Genomic DNA, 24,002 nt, shown 5'->3' with positions numbered 1-24,002 from the left:
TCTCACAGGTTCAGAGCGACAGTTCGGGGTGGAGCCGGTCCAGCGTCCACACCTGCTTCCGGCGGGCCGAGACGGCGGTCAGGGCGAGCGCGCCCGCCGTGAAGGCGGCGAGCACGGCGACCGCCTGCCAGACCGGCCCGATGCCGCCGCCGGTGATGAGCCGGCGCAGCGCCTCGATCACGTAGGTCATGGGCAGGAAGGGGTGGATCGCGTTGAAGAAGCCCGGGCTGGTCTGGACGGGGTAGGTGCCGCCCGCGGAGGTGAGCTGGAGCATCAGCACCGCGAGCACCAGGATCCGGCCGGCCGCGCCGAAGCGGGCGTTGAGCCACTGGATGATGGCGGCGAAGCAGCAGGTCACCAGGGTGAGGAAGCCGACGGTGCCGGCGGCCCTGGCCATCTGCAGGCCCAGGCCCCAGTGCAGCACCGACATCAGCGCGGCGACCTGGAGGACGCCGATGGCGGCGACCGGGAGCCAGCCCGCGAGGGCGATCCGCCAGGCGGAGGCGCCGGCGGCGAGCGCGCGCCGGTTGAGCGGCTGGATGATCATGTACGCGACCATCGCGCCGACCCAGAGGGAGAGCGGGATGAAGTACGGGGCGAAGCCGGTGCCGTAGTTGGGCGCCTTGTGCATCGACTGGGCGGCCAGCTTGACCGGGTCGGACATCACCTCGGTGCGGCGGTCCCGGTCCTGCTTGTCGTAGTCGGGGATCTTCTTCACACCGTCGGCGAGCCCGGTGGCCAGCTCGCCCGAGCCGTCGGCCAGCTTGAACAGGCCGCCGTCCAGCTGGCCGGCGCCCTTCTTGAGCCTGCCGACGCCGGTGTCCAGGCTGGTGGAACCGGAACGGGCCTGGGTGAGGCCGGTGTGCAGCCGGGCGGCGCCCGCGGCGACGTCGTGGGCGCCCTTGTTCAGCTCGTTGATCTTCTTGATGGCGTCCTCGACCTCCTCGTCGAGGTGCGGGGAGCGGCGGGCCAGCTCGTCGGCGTCCTTCTTCAGCTTGGTGAGGCGCGCGTCGAGGACCTTGACGTCGCCCTTGCTGTCCTTGGTCAGCTCGTGCAGGTCGTCGGCGATCTTCGCGACGTCGCCGGCGGAATCCGAGGCCTTCTTGAGCAGCGCGCAGCCCTCGGGGTCGGGCAGCAGGGCGGCGACGCAGTGCTTCTGGTAGTACGCGGAGAGGTCGTCGTCGGCGACGTGGGCGGCGGCGCGCGCGACCGGGGCCCGGCGCACCAGCTCGTCCAGGTTGCGCTGGACGGCGGTGGCGGAGTCGGAGACGAGACGCGCGCTGTCGCGGATCGACTTGCCGTTGTTGGCGAGGTACGGGCGGACCTTGGCGGCCTCGCCGTTGACCCGGTCGGCGAGCTGCTGGGTGCCGTTCGCGACCTTGCGGGAGCCGACCTCCAGGTCCTTGGAGCCCGTGTCCAGCTTGGTGATGCCGGAGGCCAGGTCGCCGCTGCCCTTCTTGGCGGTCTTCAGGCCGTCGGCCAGGCTCTTGGAGCCGGCCTTCGCCTTGTCGACGCCGTCCTTGAGGTCACCGGCGCCCTTGGCCGCCTCCTCGGTGGCGTCGTGCAGATCGGAGAAGGAGATGAAGATCTTGTCGAGGAAGGTCCGGGAGGTCTTGGTGGAGGCGGCGGTGCGCACCTCGGAGAAGACCGTGCGGGAGATCTGGCCGACGATGTAGTTGTTGGCGTCGTTGGTCCGCACCCGCAGGGCGCCCGCCTCGGGGGCGTCGCCGGAGCTGGACGCGATCCGCGCGCTGAAGTCGGACGGCATGGTCAGGGACAGGTAGTACGTGCCGTCCTCGACGCCCTCGCGGGCCTCGTCGTCGCTGACCTCGTGCCACTCGAAGACGGCGCTCTCGCGCAGCTGCTCGGTGATGTCGGCGCCCGCGGTGATCTTCTTGCCGCCGGCGGTGGCGCCCTTGTCCTCGTTGACGAGGGCGACGGGGATCTTGTCGAGCCTGCTGTACGGGTCCCAGAACGACCACAGGTACAGCGCGCCGTACAGCAGCGGGAGCAGCAGGATCGCGACCATCGCGGCCCGCGGGAGCTTCCCCCTGCCGAACCGCTTCAGCTCAAGCGCGGCAAGCCTGTGCGAGCGCACCGGCGTCCCCCTTCTCGGTCGTGTCGGTCGTCTCGGTCGTGTCGGTCGTGGTGGTGTCGGCCTCTTCGGCCTCTTCGGCCTCTTCGGCCTCTTCGGCCTTGGTGGCCTCGGGCCCGGGCTCGGCGGCCTTGGCGGGCTCTTCGGGTGCGGCGGCCTCGGCGGGCTTCGCGGCGGGGACTGTGGAGACCTTCAGGGCGTCCTCGGGGGCCTCGCTGCAGACGGCCAGGACGGTGGTGCCCGCGGCGGCGACGGAGCGCAGCAGGGCCCAGGCCTCGGCGCGGTCGGCGTCGGAGAGCTTGAGGTCGGTGTCGTCGAGGGCTAGCAGCCGGGGCCGGCCGATCAGGGCCATGGCCACGGACAGCCGCAGCGCCTCAAGGCGCTCCAGGTCCCGCACCGAGGTGCGGTCGCCCTTCGGCAGGGCCGCGGTGTCCAGACCGGCGGCGGTCAGGGCCTCGTCGATACGGGCCCGCGCGGCGGCGCGGCGCTCGGCCGGCGGGCGCAGCAGGGCCTTGAGGGAGCCGTCGAAGCGGCGCTGGAGCAGGGCCCGCTCGCGCAGGTGCTCGGCGACGGTGAGGGACGGGTCGAGCTCGCTGACGCCCGGGACGGGGCCGAGCGCGGCGATCCGGCGCACGGCCGCCATCTTGCGGGGCAGCCGCAGCCCGGCCACCTCGGCGTGACCCGCCTGGGCCTTCATCCGGCCGGTGAGCGCGAGCAGCAGGCAGGTGCGGCCCGAGCCGGAGGGGCCCTCGATCGCGACGAGCGACCCGGGCTCGGCCGCGAAGCCGATCCCCTGGAACGCCCAGCCGCGCGGGCCCTTGAGGCCGAATCCGTCCGCGACGACGGCGGCGCCGTGCGGCTCGTCCGCCTTCGCCCCCGCCTTCGCTGCCGGCCTCACGGCCGGTTTCGGCTTGACTGCCGGGTTCGCTGTCACGATCCCCCCTGGAACTCTTTTTGAACTGACCAGTCAGTGCAAAAAGTTACCCCCGAGTTGGCGAACTGGCAAAACCCCAGGTCAGCGTGATTGTCAGTGGTGTCGTGCACGATGAACACATACGGCCACAGCGCCGTCACCCGACGACAGGAGGCTCGTCATGGCCGGCCATTCCGCCGCAGCCGCACCCCGGCGCCAGACCGCGCGCCCCATCGCCCCCGCCCAGCTCGGACCCGCGTCCGACATCCACCCGGTCCTGCGCCGCACCTCGGCCCCGCCCGCCGCCCTCGACCTGCTCGACAAGGCCAGGGCCGGACTCGACGAGGCCGCCGCGCTGGACATGCCCCACGAGCGGTACGCCACCGCCCACCTCGCCGCCCTGCGCACGGCCGCCGCCGTGCTCGCCGCGCGCGGCCGGCCCGAGCGCGACCCGCGCAGGCGGGCCCGTATCCGCAGCGCCTGGGACGTGCTGCCCGAGATAGCCCCCGAGCTCACCGAGTGGAGCGCGCTGTTCGCCGCGGGGGCCGAGCGCCGGGCCCGCGCCGAGGCCGGCATCACCGGCGCCGCCACCCGCCGTGACGCCGACGACCTGATCCGGGACGCCGCCATGTTCCTGCGGCTGGTCGAGCGGCTGCTCGTGCTCCAGCCGGTGCTCCCGCGCCAGCCGGGGGCGGAGGAGGCCGCCGGATGATCCGCGCGGCCCGTCCCAGGCCATAGGGTGGGGATGTTCGTACCCGTCACCGAGGAGTCAACAGCCGTGTCGGACCCTTCCCCCGCCTCCGGTCGAGAGGCGACTTCGCGCCCGTCGCGCGCCTCCCTGCGCACCGCCGTCGTCTGGGACGTCCTCAAAGACGCCCTGGAGCGGCGGGTCAAGGCCACCGGGAAGGACAGCCTCGACGTCCTCGACACGGGCGGCGGCTCCGGCAACTTCGCGGTGCCGGTGGCCCGGCTCGGCCACCGGGTGACCGTCGTCGACCCCAGCCCCAACGCGCTCTTCGCCCTGGAGCGGCGCGCCGCCGAGGCCGGCGTCGCCGACCGGGTGCGGGGCGTGCAGGGAGACATCCGCGGGCTCTTCGACGTGGTGGAGCGCGAGGGCTTCGACTCGGTGCTGTGCCACGGCGTCCTGGAGTACGTGGACGACCCCGCCGAGGGCGTCCGCAACGCCACCGCCGCGCTCCGCCAGGGCGGCAGCCTCAGCCTGCTCGCCGCCGGACTGGGCGGCGCGGTCCTCGCCCGGGCGCTCGCCGGCCACTTCACCGAGGCCCGGCACGCGCTCGGCGACCCGGACGGGCGCTGGGGCGAGGGCGACCCGGTGCCGCGGCGGTTCACCGCCGAGCAGCTCACCGGACTGGCCACCGACGCCGGCCTCGACGTCGGCGCCGTGCACGGCGTGCGGGTCTTCGCCGACCTGGTCCCCGGGGTCCTCGTCGACACCGAGCCGGGCGCGGCCGAGGCTCTGCTGCGGCTGGAGGCGGTGGCCGCCGAGCTGCCGTCCTTCCAGGCCATCGCCACCCAGCTGCACGTTCTCGGCGAGAAGCGCGGCTGAGCGGCGCTGAGCAGCGCCGCAGTCGCGGATGGAGTACGCCACAGGCCGCCCGAACGGGGACTTGTCCCCGTATGATCGAGGGACACCAACCGGCATGACGGGCAGGGGGCTGGGGAATCAACGCCTCAGCATCCGACCGCATGGCGGCCCGGATCGGCGATTGGCATTGAGGGCGGGTTTCACGGGGGCGATTCCCTGCCTATCCTGAAAGGGCCGCAATCCGGTCGCCCCCGCGACCGACGACGAGGAGGACTCCGTGCCGCTCTCGGAGCACGAGCAGCGAATGCTCGAGCAGATGGAGCGAGCGCTGTACGCCGAAGATCCCAAGTTCGCGACAGCGCTCGAGGGAAGCGGGCTGCGTACGTACACCCGGCGACGGGTCTACCAGGCGGTCGCCGGCTTCCTGGTGGGTATCGCGCTCCTCATGGCCGGAATGGTCGCTCAGCAGATCTGGATCAGCGTGGTGGGATTCCTCGTCATGCTGGGCTGCGCGGTCCTGGCGGTCACCGGATGGCGCAAGGCGCCCAAGCCGGGCGAACACCACCGAGGCGCCGGTGGCGGCCGACAGGCCCGCCGGCGACGCTCGATGATGACCCGCATCGAAGAACGCTGGCAGCGCCGCCGCGACGAACAGCAGGGCGGCCACCACTAGCCCCTCGCTTTTTGAGCCTTCTGTGGGCCCGCACCGATCAGGTGCGGGCCCACAGGCACGTCCGGACCCGGTCCCGACCCCGGCCGGGGGTCGGGACCGGGTCCGCCTCCTACGAGGGCTTCCGGCGCAGGCCGGCGAAGGCCGTGCGGGCGCGGGCGGACCAGGACAGGCGCAGGGTCTCCCAGCGTTCCCCGGCCGCGCGGGTCACCCGGGCGGCCGAGCGGGGGGCCAGACGGGCGCGGAGGCGGGCGCGGGCGGTGGCCGAGGCGTGGAGGCCGCGGTGGATCAGGGCGGCCTGGTCCGTGAGGCCGGTGGCCGGGCGGGGGCGGGGGGCGTACAGCGCCTCCTCCACCGCGCGGGCCACCCGGTGGACCGCGTCCGCCGCGTCCGGGGGCAGCTCGCCCTCACGGACCAGGCGGGCCGCCGTGCGCCGCGGGGTCCGGGACTCGTCCGGGGCGATCCCGTAGTCCCAGGCGGTGTCGTTGATCTCCTGCCAGACCGCGAGGACCCGGGCGACCGGATCGGGCGCCGGGCCGAGCCTGCGGGCCCGCACCCGGCTGCGCCACAGCCACGGCAGCAGCGGCAGTCCGACCACCACCAGGACGCCCAGGGCCACCAGCGCGACGAGGCGCAGATCGAGGCCGCCGCCGTCACCGTCCACGGCCCCGGCCGCCCCCTGGTCCTGGGCGCACCCGCCGAGCTTCTTCTCCTGCGGGGTGCAGCTCTGCGAGGCGCTCGGCACCGCCGAGGGCTGCGCCGACGCGTCGGCCGTGGGCTGCGCCGACGGGGTCGCCGCCCCGCCCGCGGACTGCTGCCGGGCGTAGTCCGGCACCGTGCCGCGCGAGGGCGTCGGCTCGAAGCGGACCCAGCCGGCTCCCTCGAAGTACAGCTCGGGCCACGCGTGGGCGTCCCGGATGCCGACCGACACGGAGCCGTCCGGCTGCGGGGTGCCCGGCATGAAGCCGACCGCGACCCGGGCCGGGATGCCGAGGGAGCGGGCCATCGCCGCCATCGAGAAGGAGAAGTGGATGCAGAAGCCCCGCTTGTCCTTCAGGAAGCGGGAGACCGCCCCGACGCCCGTGCCCGAGTCGACCGACACGTCGTAGCGGAAGCCGCCGTCCTCGGCGAACCAGTCCTGCAGCCGCACTGCCCGTTCGTAGTCGCTGCCCGCGCCGCGGGTGACCTCCAGGGCCGTCGCCTTCACATCGGCCGGCAGTGAGGCCGGCACCCGGGTGTACTCCCGGCGCAGCTTCTCCGGCGCCGCCGGGGCCGCCGCCAGCTGTTCGCCGGTCGGCCGCACGTCCAGGCTGGTCACCGAGTAGCGGGCGCCGCGCGTGGTCTGCCCGTTGTCGCCGACCAGCATCCGGCCGGCCGGTTCGTAGCGCCAGCTGCCGCCGAGGGAGACCCGGGACGCCGGGTACGGCATCGGCAGCCACTTCTGCTCGTACCGGGCGTCGGCCACGAAGTTGCTGGTGACCTCGGAGAAGCGCACGTCCTGGGCGAGGCCGTCCGGCCACGGCAGCTGCTCGGGCACGTCCTCGATCGGGCGGACCGAGGACTTCCAGGAGGTGCCGTCGAACTGGTCGAGCGCGACGAGCCGCAGATAGAGACCGTCCCTGTCGGTGGCGTTGGTGCGGTAGCGCAGGACCTCCCGGTCCTCCGGCTGGCGCAGGTCGTTCTGCAGCGAGACCAGCGGGTTCACCGCCGAGATCGTGCCGCCCTTGCCGCCCCGGCCGTCTCCGTCCGCGCCGCCGCCGCCGAGGACGCCGCCGCCCAGACCGGGCAGTGCGAACGGCACCAGGAGCGCCACGCCCAGGGTGACCGCGCCGATCCGCACCCCGGTGCGGGCCGGGGCGGACGCCGCCCCGCCCTCGCCGAGCGGCGAACCCGACCGGCCGGAGCGCTGTGCCCCGCCGAACACCCGGCCCCAGGCCGACAGCCGGTCCCGGCCCTCGGTGAGGAGCAGCACCAGATAACCGGCCGCCGCGCACAGGAAGGCGAACAGACCGGCGCCGCCGCCGGAGAGCCCGGCGGCCACCGAGTACAGCGCGAGCAGCGGCAGTCCCGCCGGGGCCGCGTTGCGGAAGGTCACCGCGAGCGTGTCCACCAGGAGCCCGATCGCGGCGACGCCGGTGACCAGGAGCAGCCGGATGCCGGGCGTGTTCGGCGCCGGCGGCGCGTACGTCCCGACGTCGTTCACCCCCGCCTCGAAGAGGGATCCGAAGGCGGTGAACGCGTCCGGGCCGGGCAGCACCCCGAGGACCGCCTGCTCGCGGACGAAGATCACCGTCAGGACGAGCAGGGTGAGCACCGTCTGGGCGGCGATCGTCAGCGGCCGGGCCAGCGGCACCCGCCGGGTCACCGCGCCGACCGCGCTCTGCAGGGCGAGCACGAGCGCCGCCGTGAAGATCCAGGTGGCCGGTCTGACCAGCGGCAGCAGCGCGAGGGATGCCGCGAGGGTTGCGAAGAAGGCCGCGAGCGTCAGCCGCGTCCGCCCGCTCATGACCAACCTCCGTAGGTGTCGGCGCCGGCGGCCTGCGCGGCCGCGCCGCCCGCCTGCTGCCACAGATCGCCGAGCCGCATGCCCGGCGACACGGCGAAGGCCTGCCAGCCGGCCTCCCGCAGCCGGCGCAGCCGGTCCTCGACCGCCCCGGCGACGGCGCCGCCGGTCAGCCAGGTGCCGGAGTCGAGCACGAAGGCGACCGCCGCCCCGCCGCGGTGCCGCATCCGGGCCACGAGCGCCGCCTGCTCCTCGTCGAGATCGCCGAGGAACGCGACGAGCAGCCCCTCGTGCCCGCCGCGCAGCACGTCGTAGGCGCGGGAGAGCCCGCCGCCCTCCGAGTGGTCGACGACCGCGAGGGTGTCCAGCATCAGCCCGGCGGCCTCGGCCGAGTCCTGGCCCGCCCCGGCGAAGCCCTCCGCGCCTTCGCCGGGCACGGTGCTGCCGGTGTCGGTGAGGAGGCGCACCGCGTAGCCCCGCTCCAGCATGTGGGTGAGCACCGAGGCGGCGCCGGAGACGGCCCATTCGAAGGCCGAGTCGGGGCCGCCGCCCTCGTAGGCGAGGTCCCGGGTGTCGAGCAGCACCGTGCAGCGGGCCCGCTGCGGCTGCTCCTCGCGGCGCACCATCAGCTCGCCGTAGCGGGCGGTGGAGCGCCAGTGGACCCGGCGCAGGTCGTCGCCGTGCCGGTAGGCGCGCGGAATGATGTCGTCGTCCCCGGCGAGCGCGAGCGCCCGCTGCTGCCCCTCCCCGTACCCGGCGGACTCGCCGGCGAGCTTGACCGGCGGGAGGGGTTCGGTGCGGGGGATGACGGTGAGCGTGTCGTAGGCGCTGAAGGAGCGGGTCAGCTCGCACATCCCGAAGGGGTCGGTGAGCCGCAGCATCAGCGGGCCGAGCGGAAAGCGTCCGCGCAGGTCGGAGCGGACCCGGTAGGACACCTCGCGGCGGCCGCCCGCCTCGACCCGGTCGAGCACGAACCGGGGCCGCGGCCCCAGCATGTACGGCACGTGGTCCTGGAGCATCAGCAGACCGGTGGGCATCCGGGACACGTTGTCCATCCGGAGATGGACCCGGGCCTCGGTGCCGGTCTCGACCCGCTCCGGGGCGAGCCGGCGGCCGGCCGCGACCCGGTGGCGGGTGCGGTGCAGCACGACGACGCAGACCAGCGGCAGCACGGCGAGCAGCAGCCCGACGCGCAGCAGATCGCCCTGGCCGAGCACATAGGCGCAGACGGCGGCGGCGACCCCGGCGGCGAGGAAGGACCGGCCGCGGGTGGTGAGCCCGCCCAGGGCGGCCCGCAGGCTGCCCCGCTCCCCGTCCTGCCACTGCCCCGGGGGCTGCCCCTGCGGAGCGGCGGCGCTCATCACGGCCGCCGGACGCCGGGCTGCTGCTGGCCGTAGTACGGGCCGGAGGGCTGCGCCGGCGGCACCTGCGGCGCGGCGGCCGGCACGGGGGTGCGCTGGAGGATGTCCTGGACGACCTGCTCCGCGGTGCGGCGGCCCAGCTGGGCCTGCGCGGTGGGCAGCAGCCGGTGGGCGAGCACCGGGGCGGCGAGCGCCTGGACGTCGTCGGGCAGCACGTACTCCCGGCCGCTGAGCGCGGCCGAGGCCTTCGCGGCCCGCAGCAGGTGCAGCGTGGCACGCGGGGAGGCGCCGAGCCGCAGCTCCGGGTGGGTGCGGGTGGCGGCGACCAGATCCACCGCGTACCGCTTGACGGCCTCGGCGACATGCACCGCGCGGACCGCCTCGATCAGCTTGAGCACGTCATGGGCGTGCGCCACCGGCTGGAGGTCGTCGAGCGGCGAGACCGAGCCGTGGATCCCGAGCATCTTCAGCTCGGCCTCGGCGTTCGGATAGCCGATGGAGACCCGGGCCATGAAGCGGTCGCGCTGGGCCTCGGGCAGCGGGTAGGTGCCCTCCATCTCCACCGGGTTCTGGGTGGCCACCACCATGAACGGGCTGGGCAGCTCGTACGTCTGGCCGTCCACCGTGACCTGGCGCTCCTCCATGGACTCCAGGAGCGCGGACTGGGTCTTGGGCGAGGCCCGGTTGATCTCGTCGCCGATCACGATCTGCGCGAAGATCGCGCCCGGCTTGAACTCGAACTCGCGCCGCTGCTGGTCGAAGATCGACACACCCGTGATGTCCGAGGGCAGCAGGTCGGGCGTGAACTGGATCCGGCGGACCGAGCAGTCGATGGACCGTGCCAGCGTCTTGGCCAGCATGGTCTTGCCGACGCCGGGCACGTCCTCGATGAGGAGATGTCCCTCGGCGAGCAGCACGGTCAGCGCAATCCGTACGACCTCGGGCTTGCCCTCGATCACGCTCTCCACCGACCCGCGCACCCGCTCCGCGGTCGTGGTCAGATCTGTGAGGCTCGCTCGGTCGTCATAGGTCGTCACCCGGCCCTCCTCGGCCCATTTCGCAGCACAGACACCTGCCCCCGGCGCGAGGGCCGGGGGGTGTCACGTGTGCATTCTTGTTGCCGTGACCGGGTCGTGTCACTTGCCTGCGGCAGGCCTGTGGATAACTCGGGGCGAATTGCCGGGGTTTGCGGGCTTGCGCCGGGCGGGACGCGGCTGAAACAGCCGGTCTACGCGCCGGGTTGTGCCGGGTCCACCTCGCGCAGCAGGCCCGAGGTCACGTCGAAGACGAAGCCCCGCACGTCGTCCGTGTACGGCAGGAACGGGGAGGTGCGCACCCGCTGCATCGACTGCCGGACGTCCTGCTCGACGTCCCGGAAGGCCTCCACGGCCCAGGCCGGACGCTGTCCGACCTCGTCCTCCAGCTCGTGCCGGAAGTCCTCGGTGAGGGACTCCAGACCGCAGTTGGTGTGGTGCACCAGCATCACGCTGCGGGTGCCGAGCGCCCGCTGGCTGATCGTGAGCGAGCGGATCACGTCGTCGGTGACCACACCGCCCGCGTTGCGGATGGTGTGACAGTCGCCGAGTTCCAGGCCGAGCGCGGCGTGCAGGTCGAGACGGGCGTCCATGCAGGCGACCACGGCGACGCGCCGCACGGGCCGCGCGTCCATTCCCGGGTCGGTGAACTCGGCGGCGTAACGCGCGTTGGCCTCGACGAGACGGCCGATGACCGGGCTCTCGGTGCCCGTCGCGTCGGCGGGGTGGTGCGCAGAGGTCGACATGCGTTCGACGGTAGTGGTCACAGGGTGCCGGAGTCCGCTGTGAGAGCGGACAAAGAGTCGCAATGAACCCTGTTGTGAGCGAACCCACAGCGCTTCGCGACCAGGGCCGACCGGGTGAACGTCGCGAATCGTCCGACGGCCCCGTCCGGGGCGCGCGGCGCGCCAGCCGATTGGTTGACCGGCGGGTCCGGTGGACTAGAGTGACGCGAAGTTCACGGAGACATCGAGCGATTTCAGCCGATTCTCCCCATATACGCGGCGGTACCCACGGCTCGGCCCCTTCCGCTCGCCGGCGGTGCCTGTCCCGCCGGATCTGAGAGGGCGCAGTGAGCAACGACCGACATGTCCCGGTGATGCTCCAGCGGTGCCTGGACATGTTGGCACCCGCTCTTGAGCAGCCCGGTGCGGTCGTCGTCGACTGCACCCTGGGACTCGGCGGACACAGTGAGGCGCTCCTCCGGCGCTTCCCCGAGGCCCGGCTCGTCGCCCTCGACCGCGACAAGGAGGCACTGCGCCTCTCCGGCGAGCGGCTCGCCCCGTACGGCGAGCGCGCCACCCTCGTCCACGCCGTGTACGACGAACTGCCCGAGGTCCTCGACCGGCTCGGCATCCCCCGCGTCGCCGGCGTCCTCTTCGACCTCGGCGTCTCCTCCATGCAGCTCGACGAGGCCGACCGCGGCTTCGCCTACGCGCAGGACGCCCCGCTCGACATGCGCATGGACCAGACGACCGGCATCAGCGCCGCCGAGGTCCTCAACACCTACCCGGCCGGCGAGCTCGTCCGCATCCTGCGCGCCTACGGCGAGGAGAAGCAGGCCAAGCGGATCGTCTCCGCCATCGTGCGCGAGCGCGAGAAGGAGCCCTTCACCAACAGCGCCCGTCTGGTCGAGCTGATCCGTGACTCCCTCCCGCAGGCCGCCAAGCGCACCGGCGGCAACCCCGCCAAGCGCACCTTCCAGGCCCTGCGCATCGAGGTCAACGGCGAGCTGTCGGTCCTGGAGCGGGCGATCCCGGCGGCCGTCAAGGCCCTCGCCGTCGGCGGCCGGATCGCCGTCCTCTCGTACCACTCCCTGGAGGACCGGCTGGTCAAGCAGGTCTTCGCGGCGGGCGCCGCGACCACCGCGCCGCCCGGCCTCCCCGTCGTACCCGAGCAGTACCAGCCCCGCCTGAAGCTCCTCACCCGCGGCGCCGAGCTCCCCACCGAGGAGGAGATCGCCGAGAACCGCCGGGCGGCCCCCGCGCGTCTCAGGGGTGCGGAGCGGATCAGGGAGGACGTGCAGCCGTGAGCCAGAAGGGGCCGCTCGAAGGACGGGCCGCCCGGCTCGGCCGGTTCATGCCGTCCGGGCCGAGCACCGCGGCCCGGACCCCCTTCGTCCTGCTCGTCGTCCTGCTCCTCGGCGGCGGCCTGATCACCCTGCTGCTGCTCAACTCCGCCCTCAACCAGGGCTCCTTCAAGCTCAGCGAGCTGAAGAAGAAGACCACCGAGCTCACCGACGAGGAGCAGGCGCTCCAGCACGACGTGGACGACAGCGCCGCCCCCGACGCCCTGGAGCGCCGGGCCCGCGAGCTCGGCATGGTCCCCGGCGGCGGCCCCGCCTTCCTCGACCCCGACGGCAGGGTCCGCGGCGTTCCCTCGGTGGCCGTCTCCCCGAAGCCCTCGCCCAGGCCCACTCCGCCGGCCACGGCCGCCACCCCGCCGGCCGGCCCGCCCGCGAGCCAGGCCCCCGCGACCCAGCCCCCCGCCTCGACGCAGGCGCAGCCGACCGGCACCGCGAGCCCGACGCCCGCGCCGCCCGCCGCGCCGCCCGTCGCCCCCACCGCGACCGCCCCGACGACCACCGGCAGGTGACCCGTGCCCTCCAAGGAGCCCCCGCGCCGCCGTGTCCCCGGCCCCGCCCGGCCCGCGCGCCCCCGCCCCGCCGCCTCCGGCCGGCCCGCCCAGCGGCCCGCCCCGCGCTCCGCGCCGCCCCGGCGCCCGGCACCGCGCCCTGCCCCGAAGGCCCGCACCATCCGGCTCGGCAGCCCCAAGCCCCGGCTCCGTCTGGTCTCGCTCGGCCTCACCCTGGTCCTGCTGGTCTTCGTGGTGCGGCTGCTCCAGGTCCAGGCCGTCGACGCCAACGCGTACGCCGCCAAGGCCGAGAAGCACCGCTACCAGGAGTACACGCTCTCCGCCGACCGCGGTGAGATCACCGACCGCAACGGGGTCGCGCTCGCCGCCAGCGTCGACGCGTACGACGTGACCGCCGACCCCAAGCTGTTCACGCCCGAGGAGTCCAAGGTCAAGGACGCCCCGGAACAGGCCGCCGCGCTGCTCGCCCCGCTCCTCGGCAGGCCGCCCGCCGAGCTCGCCAAGAAGCTGCGCACCCCCAGGTCCCGCTACACGATGCTCGCCCGCAAGCAGACCCCGCAGGTCTGGAACCAGATCAAGGACCTCAAGAAGGTCTACGAGCAGAAGGCGAAGCCCGCCAACGGCGGCAACGGGATCAATCTGCTCGGCGGCGTCCTCGGCGAGCCCAGCACCAAGCGCGTGTACCCGAACGGCGAACTCGCCGCCGGGATACTGGGTTACGTCAACGCCGAGGGCCGCGGGGCCGGCGGCGTGGAGTCCATGCTCGACAAGGAGCTCGCCGGCAAGGACGGCAAGATCCGCTACGCCCAGTCCGGCGGCCGCCGGGTGCCCACCGCGGGCTCCCAGGGCACCCCGGCCGTCCCCGGCTCGGACATCGAGCTCACCATCGACCGGGACATCCAGTGGGCCGCACAGCAGGCCATCACCGAGCAGGTGAGGAAGGTCAAGGCCGACCGCGGCTACGTCGTCGTCCAGGACACCCGCACCGGCGAGGTGCTCGCCATGGCCAACGCCCCCGGCTTCGACCCGAACGACCTCTCCCAGGCCAACGCCACCGCCATGGGCAACGCCGCCCTCCAGGACGCCTACGAGCCCGGCTCGACCGCCAAGGTCATGTCCATGGCCGCCGTCCTGGAGCAGGGCGCCGCCACGCCGGACACCAAGGTCACCGTGCCCAACCGGCTGCACCGCGGCGACCGCCTCTTCAAGGACGACGTCGACCACGAGACCTGGTACCTGACGCTCAACGGCGTCCTCGCCAAGTCCAGCAACATCGGCACCATCCTGGCCACCGGCCAGCTCGGCAGGACCCAGCCCGAGGCCAACAAGGTGCTCTACGACTACCTGCGCAAGTTCGGCGTCGGCCGCCCCACCGGGCTCGGCTACCCCGGCGAGACCCCCGGCATCCTCGCCAAGCCGCAGGACTGGTCGACCTCCCAGCAGTACACGATCCCGTTCGGCCAGGGCCTCTCCCTCAGCGCCATGCAGGCCGCCTCCGTCTACTCGACCATCGCCAACGGCGGCGTCCGGATCGAACCCAGCCTGGTGCGCGGCACCAAGGGCCCCGACGGGCGCTTCACCCCCGCGCCCGAGCCGAAGCAGAGCCGGGTGGTCAGCGAGAAGACCGCCACCACCCTCGCGCAGATGCTGGAGTCCGTCGTCGACGACGAGGAGGGCACCGGCAAGCGGGCCGCCATCCCCGGCTACCGCGTCGCCGGCAAGACCGGCACCGCCAACCGGGTCGACCCCGAGACCGGGCGCTACAAGGGCTACACCGCCTCCTTCGCCGGCTTCGCACCGGCCGACCAGCCCCGTGTCACCGTCTACTGCGCCGTCCAGAACCCCACCAAGGGCAAGGAGTACTTCGGCGGCCAGCTCTGCGGACCCATCTACAAGAAGGTCATGGAGTTCGCCCTCAAGACCCTGCACGTCCCGCCGACCGGCAGCGGCCCCGCCCGGCTCCCGGTGACGTTCCAGCCCTGAAAGCCGCAACCCGCACAGCCGCAACACCGCACAGTCGCGACACCGCGTGAATCTCCGGGAGCACCAGTGAGAACGATCACCCCACATTCCGGGAACCGGAAAACGGACTCCGGCGACGCCATGGCCCGATTTAGCCCTGCGCAGGGTGCGCCCGGTACGCTCACCGCCGTGCCACACGCTGATCAGTCCCGAACCACCCCGCCCCGCCCGGAGCGGCTCCGCCCGACACCCCTGGGCGAGCTCGCCGACCGGCTGGGCACCGAGATCTCCGCCGCCGGGCGCGGCGTCGAGGTCTCGGGCATCACCCACGACTCGCGGGCGGTCCGCCCCGGCGACGTGTACGCGGCGCTGCCCGGCGCCCGCGCGCACGGCGCCGACTTCGTCGCCCAGGCCGCCGGCCTCGGCGCCGTCGCGGTCCTGACCGACCCGGCGGGCGCCGAACGCGCCGCCGCGACCGGCCTGCCGGTCCTCGCGGTCGACGACCCGCGCGGCCGGATGGGCGAGCTCGCCGCCGAGATCTACGGGCGGCCCGGCGAGGACCTGCTGCAGATCGGCATCACCGGCACCTCCGGCAAGACCACCACGGCCTACCTCGTCGAGGGAGGGCTGCGCGGCGCCGGGAAGCACACCGGTCTGGTCGGCACCGTCGAGATGCGGATCGGCGACGAGCGCATCAAGTCCGAGCGCACCACCCCCGAAGCCACCGACCTCCAGGCCCTGTTCGCGGTCATGCGCGAACGCGCCGTCGAGGCGGTCGCCATGGAGGTCTCCAGCCACGCCCTGGTGCTCGGCCGGGTCGACGGCTGCGTCTTCGACGTCGCCGTCTTCAACAACCTGAGCCCGGAGCACATGGAGTTCCACTCCGACATGGAGGACTACTTCCAGGCCAAGGCACGCCTGTTCACCCCGGCGCGCAGCCGGCGCGGCGTGGTCAACCTCGACGACGCCTACGGCCGCCGGCTCGCCAAGGAGGCGGCCGTCCCGGTCGTCACCTTCTCCGCCACTGGTGCCGCGGACGCCGACTGGCGCGCCGAGGACGTGGTCACCGGCGCCGCCGACTCCACCTTCACGGTCACCGGCCCGGACGGCGTACGGATCTCCGCCACCGCCCCGCTGCCCGGCCCGTTCAACGTGGCCAACACCCTCGCCGCGATCGTCACCCTCGCCACCGCCGGCATCGACCCGCAGACCGCCGCCGACGGCGTCGCCGCCGTCCCGGGGGTGCCCGGGCGTCTGGAGAAGGTCGACGCGGGCCAGCCGTACCTCGCGGTCGTCGACTACGCGCACAAGACGGACGCCGTCGAGTCCGTCCTGCGCTCGCTGCGCGAGGTCACCCGCGGCCGGCTGCACGTCGTCATCGGCTGCGGCGGCGACCGCGACACCACCAAACGCGGCCCGATGGGCGCCGCCGCCGCGCGGCTCGCCGACACCGCCGTGCTCACCTCCGACAACCCGCGCTCCGAGGACCCGCTCGCGATCCTCACCGCGATGCTCGCCGGAGCCGCCGAGGTGCCGCGGGAGGAGCGCGGCACGGTCCTCGTGGACGCTGACCGCGCCGCCGCCATCGCCGCGGCCGTGGCCCGCGCCGAGCCCGGCGACACCGTCCTGGTCGCGGGCAAGGGCCACGAGCAGGGCCAGGAGACCGCCGGCGTGGTCCGCCCCTTCGACGACCGTCAGGTCCTGCGCGAGGCGATCGTCAGCCGGCAGAGCCGCCGGCAGGACGCGTCCGGTCACCAGGACGCGCCCGGTCACCAGGACGCACCCCGTCAGCAGGACGCAGCCCGTCACCAGAACAGTCAGGGATGAAGCAGTGATCGCCCTCTCCCTCGCCGAGATCGCCGAAATCGTCGGCGGGCAGGCGTACGACATACCGGATCCGGCCACTCCGGTCACCGGTCCGGTCGTCATCGACTCCCGTGAGGTGAAGCCCGGCAGCCTGTTCGCCGCCTTCGCCGGAGAACGGGTCGACGGCCACGACTACGCGGCCCGGGCCGTCGAGGCGGGCGCCGTGGCCGTGCTGGCCGCCCGCCCCGTCGGTGTGCCCGCCATCGTCGTCGACGACGTCCAGACGGCGCTCGGGGCCCTCGCCCGCGCGGTCGTCGAACGCCTCGGCACCGATGTCGTCGCCCTCACCGGCTCGGCCGGCAAGACCTCCACCAAGGACCTCATCGCCCAGGTCCTCCAGCGGCACGCGCCGACCGTGTGGACGCCCGGCTCCCTCAACAACGAGATCGGGCTGCCCCTCACCGCGCTCACCGCCGGACCCGAGACCCGCCACCTCGTCCTGGAGATGGGAGCGCGCGGAATCGGCCACATCCGCTACCTCACCGGGCTCACCCCGCCCCGTATCGGACTCGTCCTCAACGTCGGCACCGCCCACATCGGCGAGTTCGGCGGCCGCGAGCAGATCGCCGAGGCGAAGGGCGAGCTCGTCGAGGCCCTGCCCTCCGCCGAGGAGGGCGGGATCGCGGTCCTCAACGCCGACGACCTCCTGGTGCGCGCGATGGCGAGCCGCACCAAGGCCCGCGTCGTCCTGTTCGGAGAGTCGGACGAAGCGGCCGTACGTGCCGAGAACGTGCGCCTCACGGAAACCGGACAGCCCTCTTTCACGCTTCGCACACCCACCGGGTGCAGCGACGTGACCTTGCGCCTGTACGGTGAGCACCACGTGTCGAACGCGCTCGCCGCGGCCGCCGTCGCCCATGAGCTGGGCATGCCCGTCGAGGAGATCGCCACCGCGCTCTCCGAGGCAGGCACCCTGTCGCGCTGGCGCATGGAGGTCACCGAGCGTCCGGACGGCGTGACGATCGTCAACGACGCCTACAACGCGAACCCCGAGTCCATGCGAGCCGCCCTGCGCGCGCTCGCGGCCATGGGCAGGCCCGTACAGGCCAGGGGCTCCCGTACGTGGGCGGTGCTCGGCAAGATGGCCGAGCTCGGAGACGAGTCGCTCGCCGAGCACGACGCGGTCGGACGGCTCGCCGTCCGGCTCAACGTCAGCAAGCTCGTCGCGGTCGGGGACAGGGAAGCGTCCTGGCTGCAACTGGGCGCCTATAACGAGGGTTCGTGGGGTGAGGAGTCGGTGCACGTGTCCGACGCGCAGGCGGCGGTCGACCTGTTGCGCAGTGAGCTGCGCCCGGGGGACATCGTCCTGGTGAAGGCTTCCAGGTCGGTGGGTCTGGAGCGGGTCGCCCTGGCACTGCTCGAGAACGGTGCCGAGGGTGAGGTCGCCGGCCGATGAGGCAGATCCTCTTCGCGGGGGCCATCGGGCTCTTCCTGACCCTGACCGGCACCCCGCTGTTCATCAAGCTGCTGGCCCGCAAGGGATACGGGCAGTTCATCCGGGACGACGGCCCGCGCACCCACGGCAGCAAGAAGGGCACGCCCACCATGGGCGGCATCTCCTTCATCCTGGCCACGCTCATCGCGTACGCGCTCACCAAGGTCATCACCGGTGAGGACCCGACGTACTCGGGCGTCCTGGTGCTGTTCCTGATGGCGGGCATGGGCCTGGTCGGCTTCCTGGACGACTACATCAAGATCGTCAAGCAGCGCTCGCTGGGTCTGCGGGCCAAGGCGAAGATGGCCGGCCAGCTGATCGTCGGCATCACGTTCGCCGTGCTCTCGCTGCAGTTCGCCGACCTGCGCGGCAACACCCCGGCCTCCACGAAGCTGTCCTTCATCACCGACTTCGGCTGGTCCATCGGCCCGGTGCTGTTCGTGCTCTGGGCGCTCTTCATGATCCTGGCCATGTCCAACGGCGTGAACCTGACGGACGGTCTGGACGGTCTGGCGGCCGGCGCCTCGGTGATGGTCTTCGGCGCGTACACGTTCATCGGCCTCTGGCAGTTCCAGGAGTCGTGCGCCAACGCCATGACCCTGACCAACCCCAACGCCTGCTTCGAGGTGCGCGACCCGCTCGACCTCGCGGTCGTCGCCTCCGCCCTGATGGGCGCCTGCTTCGGCTTCCTGTGGTGGAACACCGCGCCGGCCAAGATCTTCATGGGCGACACCGGTTCGCTGGCCCTCGGCGGCGCGCTCGTCGGCCTCGCCATCTGCTCGCGCACCGAGCTGCTGCTCGCACTGCTCGGCGGTCTGTTCGTGCTGATCACGATGTCCGTGGTCATCCAGGTCAGCGCCTTCAAGATGACCGGCAAGCGGGTCTTCCGGATGGCGCCGCTCCATCACCACTTCGAGATGAAGGGCTGGTCCGAAGTACTCGTGGTGGTCCGGTTCTGGATCATTCAGGGCATGTGCGTCATCGTGGGTCTGGGGATCTTCTACGCGGGATGGGCAGCCGAAAAGTGAGCGATCAGCCGGACTGGCAGGGCAAGCACGTCACCGTCGCCGGGCTCGGCGTGAGCGGCATCCCCGCCGCCCGCGCCCTGCACGGCCTGGGCGCGGTCGTCACGGTCGTCAACGACGGCGACGACGAGCGCTCCCGGGCCCAGGCGGCCGAACTGGAGGCGGCGGGGATCACCGTCCGCCTCGGCGACGGGGCCACCCTGCCGGCCGGCACCGAGCTCATCGTCACCGCGCCGGGCTGGCAGCCCGACAAGCCCCTCTTCCAGGCCGCCCAGGCGGCCGGCGTGGAGATCTGGGGCGACGTCGAGCTGGCCTGGCGCCTGCGCGGCCCCGACGCCGCGCCGTGGCTCGCGGTCACCGGCACCAACGGCAAGACCACGACCGTGCGGATGCTCGCCTCCATCCTGGAGGCGGCCGGCCTCAGGACCGCCGCCGTCGGCAACATCGGCGTCTCGCTCCTCGACGCCGTCCTCGGCGAGGAGAAGTACGACGTGCTCGCCGTCGAGCTCTCCAGCTACCAGCTGCACTGGGCGCCCTCGCTGCGCGCCCACTCGGCCGCCGTGCTCAACCTGGCACCCGACCACCTCGACTGGCACGGCTCCATGGACGCGTACGCCGCCGACAAGGGCCGGGTGTACGAGGGCAACCAGGTCGCCTGCGTCTACAACGTGGCCGACCCGGTGACCGAGGAGCTGGTCATCGAGGCCGACGTCGAGGAGGGCTGCCGGGCCATCGGCTTCACCCTCGGCACCCCCGGCCCCTCGCAGCTCGGCGTGGTCGACGACATCCTCGTCGACCGGGCCTTCGTCGAGAACCGGCAGAAGAACGCCCAGGAGCTCGCCCAGATCTCCGACGTCCGGCCGCCGGCCCCGCACAACATCGCCAACGCGCTCGCCGCCGCCGCCCTCGCCCGCGCCTTCGGCGTGGAGCCGCAGGCCGTACGCGACGGGCTGCGCGCCTTCCGGCCCGACCCGCACCGGATCGAACTGGTCGAGGAGATCCAGGGCGTCGTCTACATCGACGACTCCAAGGCCACCAACACCCACGCCACCGAGGCGTCGTTGGCGTCCTACGACCCGATCGTCTGGATCGCCGGCGGCCTCGCCAAGGGCGCCACCTTCGACGAGCTCGTCCAGAAGTCGGCGAAGCGGCTGCGCGGTGTCGTCCTGATCGGCCGGGACCGCGCCCTGATCCGCGAAGCGCTGACGCGACACGCCCCCGAGGTCCCGGTGGTGGACCTCGACCGGACCGACACTGGGGCGATGTCGGCGGCGGTCCAGGAGGCGGCGGCGCTCGCCGAGCCGGGGGACACGGTCCTCCTGGCCCCGGCCTGTGCGTCGATGGACATGTTCGCCAACTACAACAAGCGGGGCGAGGCCTTCGCGGACGCCGTCCGCGCCCTCGCCGCCACCGGCGACGCCTGACCTGACCAGCACGGCGGTCCGGCCGCGCCGGACACGACTGGAGGGGACAGCGACCATGCCGAGCAGCAGAACCGCCGGGACGACGCGCCGGCCGTCCGCCGCACGCGGCGCCGGCCGCGCCCCCGCGGCCCCCCGGAAGCCCCGCGGGGGCCCGAGGGGCCTCAGGGGGTTCCCCGAGCGGGCGCGCAGGGCCTGGGACCGGCCGCTCACCGCGTACTACGTGATCGTCGGCGCCGGACTGCTCATCACCGCGCTCGGCCTGGTGATGGTCTACTCCGCGTCGATGATCACGGCACTCCGCTACGACCTGGTGCCCTCGTACTTCTTCCGCAAGCAGTTCTTCGCGGCCCTGCTCGGCGCGGGCCTGCTGTTCCTGGCCTCCCGGATGCCGGTGAAGCTGCACCGGGCGCTCGCCTACCCGATCCTGGTCGGCGCCATCTTCCTGATGGTGCTCGTGCAGGTGCCCGGGATAGGAGTCGCGGTCGGCGGCAACCAGAACTGGATCCCGGTGGTCGGCCCCTTCATGCTCCAGCCCAGCGAGTTCGGCAAGCTGGCGCTGATCCTTTGGGGCGCCGATCTGCTGGCCCGCAAACAGGACATGAAGCTGCTCACGCAGTGGAAGCACATGCTGGTGCCGCTGGTCCCCGGGGCCTTCCTGCTGCTCGGCCTCATCATGCTGGGCGGTGACATGGGCACGGCGATCATCCTCACCGCGATCCTGTTCGGCCTGCTGTGGACCGCGGGCGCGCCCACCCGGCTCTTCGTCGGGGTCCTGGTCGTCGCCGGCCTCATCGGCGGACTGCTCATCAAGACCAGCCCGCACCGGCTGGAGCGCTTCGGCTGCCTCGGCGCCAGCGACCCGGGCGGCGCGGGAGACCCGTGCTGGCAGGCCGCGCACGGCATCTACGCGCTCGCCTCGGGCGGATGGTTCGGTTCCGGACTCGGGGCAAGTGTGGAGAAATGGGGTCAACTCCCCGAAGCGCACACCGACTTCATCTTCGCCGTCACCGGGGAGGAACTGGGTCTTGCGGGGACGCTGTCGGTGCTCGCCCTGTTCGCGGCTCTAGGCTATGCGGGTATCCGCGTGGCCGGAGGCACGGAGGACCCCTTCGTCAGGTATGCCGCGGGAGGCGTGACCACCTGGATCACGGCGCAGGCCGTGATCAACATCGGTGCGGTGCTCGGTCTGCTGCCGATCGCCGGAGTCCCGCTCCCGCTGTTCTCCTACGGGGGTTCGGCCCTGCTGCCGACCATGTTCGCCGTCGGGATCCTGATCGCCTTCGCACGACAGGAACCCGCCGCGAGAGCGGCCCTGGCCATGCGCCGCCCCGGCTGGGGCAAGCGGGCCGGGGGGAGATGGAAGTCGATGCGACGGCGCGTCAAGAAGCGTCCGTCCGGAGAGCGGTGAATTTCGGTGCATGTCGTACTCGCCGGCGGAGGTACCGCCGGCCACATCGAGCCCGCGCTCGCCCTCGCGGACGCCCTGCGCAGGCAGGACCCCTCCGTGGGGATCACGGCGCTGGGCACGGAGAAGGGCCTGGAGACCCGGCTGGTGCCCGAGCGCGGCTACGAGCTGGCGCTCATCCCGGCCGTGCCGCTGCCCCGCAAACCCACCCCCGAGCTGATCACCGTCCCCGGACGGCTGCGCGGCACCATCAAGGCGGCGGAGCAGGTCCTGGAGCGCACCAAGGCGGACTGTGTGGTCGGCTTCGGCGGCTACGTGGCCCTGCCCGGCTATCTGGCCGCCAAGCGGCTCGGCGTGCCGATCGTGGTCCACGAGGCCAACGCCCGGCCCGGCCTGGCCAACAAGATCGGCTCGCGCTACGCCGCCGGGGTCGCCGTCGCCACCCCGGACTCCAAGCTCCGCAACGCCCGTTACATCGGCATCCCGCTGCGGCACACCATCGCGACCCTCGACCGCGCCCGGATGCGCCCCGAGGCGCGCGCCGCGTTCGGTCTCGACCCCAACCTGCCGACCCTGCTGGTCTCCGGCGGCTCGCAGGGCGCCCGCCGGCTCAACGAGGTCATCCAGCAGATCGCCCCGGTGCTCCAGCGCTCCGGCATCCAGATCCTGCACGCGGTCGGCCCGAAGAATGAACTGCCGCGTGTCGACAACATGCCCGGAATGCCGCCGTACGTGCCGGTACCGTACGTGGACCGGATGGATCTCGCGTACGCCGCCGCCGACATGATGCTTTGCCGCGCGGGCGCGATGACCGTCGCCGAGCTCTCCGCCGTCGGACTGCCGGCCGCCTACGTCCCGCTGCCCATCGGCAACGGCGAACAGCGGCTCAACGCCCAGCCGGTGGTCAAGGCCGGCGGTGGACTCCTCGTCGACGACGCGGAACTGTCGCCGCAGTGGGTGCAGACCAACGTCCTGCCCGTACTGGCCGATCCGCACCGTCTGTACGAGATGTCCCGCGCCGCCGCCGAGTTCGGCCGCCGGGACGCCGACGAGCTGCTCGTCGGCATGGTGTACGAGGCGATCGCCGCCCGCGGGCGCTAGCGCGGGCGAGCGAGCCGAAGGGGCGCGCGGCTGTCGAAAGGGAGACCGCGCGCAGGCGGCGAGGAACGAGCCGTCGAGCACGATCGACCGTCGACAGGCGCACAAGCGCCCCTGAGGTGAGTCGAGCCCGCAATGAAAGGGAGAGCGCGGTGGCAGCGAAGAGCAGGTCCGAGGGCTCCGCGCCGCGACCGGGCCGGCCGGGCACCAGGAACCTCCGGGTGCCCGGCCCGCGGGTCCTCCTGATCGCCCTCGGCGCCGTCCTCCTGGTGGCCGGCGGCGTCTGGGCGCTCTACGGCTCCGACTGGTTCCGGGTCGAGCGGGTCGGCACCACCGGCACGAAGGTGCTCACCCCGGACGAGGTCGAGCGTGTCGCGGCGGTCCCGCTCGGCGCGCCGCTCGTCTCCGTCGACACCGACGCCATCGAGGCCCGGCTGCGCGAGCGGCTGCCGCGGATCGACTCCGTGGAGGTCGAGCGCTCCTGGCCGCACGGAATCGGTCTGAAAGTGACGGAACGTCGCCCCGTCCTGCTCCTCGAAAACGGCGGAAAGTTCGACGAAGTGGACGCCGGTGCCGTCCGGTTCGCCACCGTCACCACCCCGCCGGGCGGCGTCCCGCGGCTCGTCCTCGACGCCGCCGCCTCCCCGAGCCTGCGCCGCTTCGACGGCGAACGCCTGTTGGCGGCCGCGGTAGGCGTGACGGGCGAACTCCCGGAGAAAATCGCCCAGGACGTCCGTGTCGTCCGTATCACGTCCTTCGACTCCATCACTCTGGAACTCGACAAGGGCCGCAGCGTCTTCTGGGGCAGTGGTGAGGACGGGCCGGTGAAGGCCAGGGTTCTCACCGCTCTCATGAAAGCGACTCCCAAAGCGGGGCACTTCGATGTAAGTGCCCCCACCGCACCCGCCTCGTCGAGAAGTTGACGCCCATCACCGCTGGCCAGCACCCTGGTTGGCCAGCGCTACGGGTGATCACATAGGGTGAAAAGAAAAACGGGAGGTTCGGCGTGTTCGTTGAACGTGCGCCACTTGTCGACTTAGTGTCCTGTTCGGAAGAGTCCAGCGAACAGA

Annotated in this window: 19 protein-coding genes; 13 read left to right on the top strand and 6 right to left on the bottom strand. The window is 72.9% G+C overall.

Annotated elements, in window-relative coordinates:
• Nucleotides 1–10 precede the first annotated feature (10 nt).
• The gene (locus tag AB0C73_RS19695) at nucleotides 11–2,098 is read right to left on the bottom strand and encodes a YhgE/Pip domain-containing protein (RefSeq protein ID WP_362531455.1); all 2,088 of its coding nucleotides are present in this window, start codon (nucleotides 2,096–2,098) and stop codon (nucleotides 11–13) included.
• Nucleotides 2,070–2,993, bottom strand: a complete 924-nt coding sequence (locus tag AB0C73_RS19690) for an ATP-binding cassette domain-containing protein (protein ID WP_362531452.1) — start codon at nucleotides 2,991–2,993, stop codon at nucleotides 2,070–2,072. Before AB0C73_RS19690 ends, AB0C73_RS19695 begins: the two co-directional genes overlap by 29 nt.
• Before the next feature lie 196 nt (nucleotides 2,994–3,189).
• Here AB0C73_RS19690 and AB0C73_RS19685 point away from each other — a divergent pair, with 196 nt between their 5' ends.
• The 3 genes from AB0C73_RS19685 to AB0C73_RS19675 all read left to right on the top strand — a co-directional run bounded on the left by AB0C73_RS19685 (nucleotide 3,190) and on the right by AB0C73_RS19675 (nucleotide 5,227).
• Entirely contained in the window at nucleotides 3,190–3,720 is a 531-nt protein-coding gene (locus AB0C73_RS19685) for an SAV_6107 family HEPN domain-containing protein (RefSeq protein ID WP_362531450.1), read from the top strand.
• 66 nt (nucleotides 3,721–3,786) lie between these two features.
• Nucleotides 3,787–4,575, top strand: a complete 789-nt coding sequence (locus AB0C73_RS19680) for a methyltransferase (protein ID WP_362531448.1) — start codon at nucleotides 3,787–3,789, stop codon at nucleotides 4,573–4,575.
• A 256-nt stretch (nucleotides 4,576–4,831) separates the two neighbouring features.
• The gene (locus AB0C73_RS19675) at nucleotides 4,832–5,227 is read left to right on the top strand and encodes a DUF3040 domain-containing protein (RefSeq protein WP_362531445.1); all 396 of its coding nucleotides are present in this window, start codon (nucleotides 4,832–4,834) and stop codon (nucleotides 5,225–5,227) included.
• A 109-nt stretch (nucleotides 5,228–5,336) separates the two neighbouring features.
• Here AB0C73_RS19675 and AB0C73_RS19670 read toward each other — a convergent pair whose 3' ends face one another.
• From AB0C73_RS19670 to AB0C73_RS19655, 4 genes are all read right to left on the bottom strand, one after another.
• Nucleotides 5,337–7,730 carry a DUF3488 and transglutaminase-like domain-containing protein gene (locus tag AB0C73_RS19670; RefSeq protein ID WP_362531443.1) on the bottom strand — a complete coding sequence of 798 codons (2,394 nt, stop codon included), beginning with the start codon at nucleotides 7,728–7,730 and terminating at the stop codon, nucleotides 5,337–5,339.
• Complete coding sequence (locus tag AB0C73_RS19665) at nucleotides 7,727–9,088, bottom strand: DUF58 domain-containing protein (protein WP_362531441.1); 1,362 nt, start codon at nucleotides 9,086–9,088, stop codon at nucleotides 7,727–7,729. The genes AB0C73_RS19670 and AB0C73_RS19665 overlap by 4 nt, the downstream gene beginning before the upstream one ends.
• Nucleotides 9,088–10,125 (bottom strand): MoxR family ATPase, encoded by a 1,038-nt coding sequence (locus AB0C73_RS19660; protein ID WP_362531439.1) that lies wholly within the window; start codon nucleotides 10,123–10,125, stop codon nucleotides 9,088–9,090. Before AB0C73_RS19660 ends, AB0C73_RS19665 begins: the two co-directional genes overlap by 1 nt.
• Nucleotides 10,126–10,316: 191 nt before the next feature.
• The gene (locus AB0C73_RS19655; protein ID WP_362531437.1) at nucleotides 10,317–10,868 is read right to left on the bottom strand and encodes a carbonic anhydrase; all 552 of its coding nucleotides are present in this window, start codon (nucleotides 10,866–10,868) and stop codon (nucleotides 10,317–10,319) included.
• Nucleotides 10,869–11,194: 326 nt separating this feature from the next.
• Between AB0C73_RS19655 and rsmH the strand changes: the two genes are divergently transcribed.
• From rsmH to AB0C73_RS19605, 10 genes are all read left to right on the top strand, one after another.
• Entirely contained in the window at nucleotides 11,195–12,154 is a 960-nt protein-coding gene (gene rsmH / locus AB0C73_RS19650) for a 16S rRNA (cytosine(1402)-N(4))-methyltransferase RsmH (protein WP_362531434.1), read from the top strand.
• A 47-nt stretch (nucleotides 12,155–12,201) separates the two neighbouring features.
• Nucleotides 12,202–12,717 (top strand): cell division protein FtsL, encoded by a 516-nt coding sequence (locus tag AB0C73_RS19645; RefSeq protein ID WP_362531539.1) that lies wholly within the window; start codon nucleotides 12,202–12,204, stop codon nucleotides 12,715–12,717.
• Nucleotides 12,718–12,720: 3 nt separating this feature from the next.
• Nucleotides 12,721–14,700 carry a penicillin-binding protein 2 gene (locus tag AB0C73_RS19640; RefSeq protein WP_362531431.1) on the top strand — a complete coding sequence of 660 codons (1,980 nt, stop codon included), beginning with the start codon at nucleotides 12,721–12,723 and terminating at the stop codon, nucleotides 14,698–14,700.
• Between the two features lie 120 nt (nucleotides 14,701–14,820).
• Nucleotides 14,821–16,506, top strand: coding sequence for a UDP-N-acetylmuramoyl-L-alanyl-D-glutamate--2,6-diaminopimelate ligase (locus tag AB0C73_RS19635; protein WP_362531428.1), 1,686 nt, complete (start codon nucleotides 14,821–14,823; stop codon nucleotides 16,504–16,506).
• A 4-nt stretch (nucleotides 16,507–16,510) separates the two neighbouring features.
• A complete protein-coding gene (murF, locus tag AB0C73_RS19630) occupies nucleotides 16,511–17,941 on the top strand; it encodes a UDP-N-acetylmuramoyl-tripeptide--D-alanyl-D-alanine ligase (protein WP_362531426.1) in 1,431 nt (476 codons plus the stop codon).
• Nucleotides 17,938–19,008, top strand: a complete 1,071-nt coding sequence (mraY, locus tag AB0C73_RS19625) for a phospho-N-acetylmuramoyl-pentapeptide-transferase (RefSeq protein WP_362531423.1) — start codon at nucleotides 17,938–17,940, stop codon at nucleotides 19,006–19,008. The genes murF and mraY overlap by 4 nt, the downstream gene beginning before the upstream one ends.
• Complete coding sequence (gene murD, locus AB0C73_RS19620) at nucleotides 18,990–20,429, top strand: UDP-N-acetylmuramoyl-L-alanine--D-glutamate ligase (protein WP_362531420.1); 1,440 nt, start codon at nucleotides 18,990–18,992, stop codon at nucleotides 20,427–20,429. Before mraY ends, murD begins: the two co-directional genes overlap by 19 nt.
• Before the next feature lie 55 nt (nucleotides 20,430–20,484).
• The gene (gene ftsW, locus AB0C73_RS19615) at nucleotides 20,485–21,837 is read left to right on the top strand and encodes a putative lipid II flippase FtsW (RefSeq protein ID WP_362531417.1); all 1,353 of its coding nucleotides are present in this window, start codon (nucleotides 20,485–20,487) and stop codon (nucleotides 21,835–21,837) included.
• A 6-nt stretch (nucleotides 21,838–21,843) separates the two neighbouring features.
• On the top strand, nucleotides 21,844–22,935 hold the full coding sequence (gene murG / locus AB0C73_RS19610; protein ID WP_362531415.1) for an undecaprenyldiphospho-muramoylpentapeptide beta-N-acetylglucosaminyltransferase: 1,092 nt from the start codon (nucleotides 21,844–21,846) through the stop codon (nucleotides 22,933–22,935).
• A gap of 149 nt (nucleotides 22,936–23,084) precedes the next feature.
• Complete coding sequence (locus tag AB0C73_RS19605) at nucleotides 23,085–23,855, top strand: FtsQ-type POTRA domain-containing protein (protein ID WP_362531412.1); 771 nt, start codon at nucleotides 23,085–23,087, stop codon at nucleotides 23,853–23,855.
• Nucleotides 23,856–24,002 lie beyond the last annotated feature (147 nt).

The sequence above is a fragment of the Streptomyces sp. NPDC048623 genome, assembly GCF_040650755.1.
Taxonomy (GTDB): domain Bacteria; phylum Actinomycetota; class Actinomycetes; order Streptomycetales; family Streptomycetaceae; genus Streptomyces.
The sequence above is the reverse complement of the archived record's forward strand: the minus strand, read 5'-3'. Positions and strand labels throughout refer to the sequence as shown.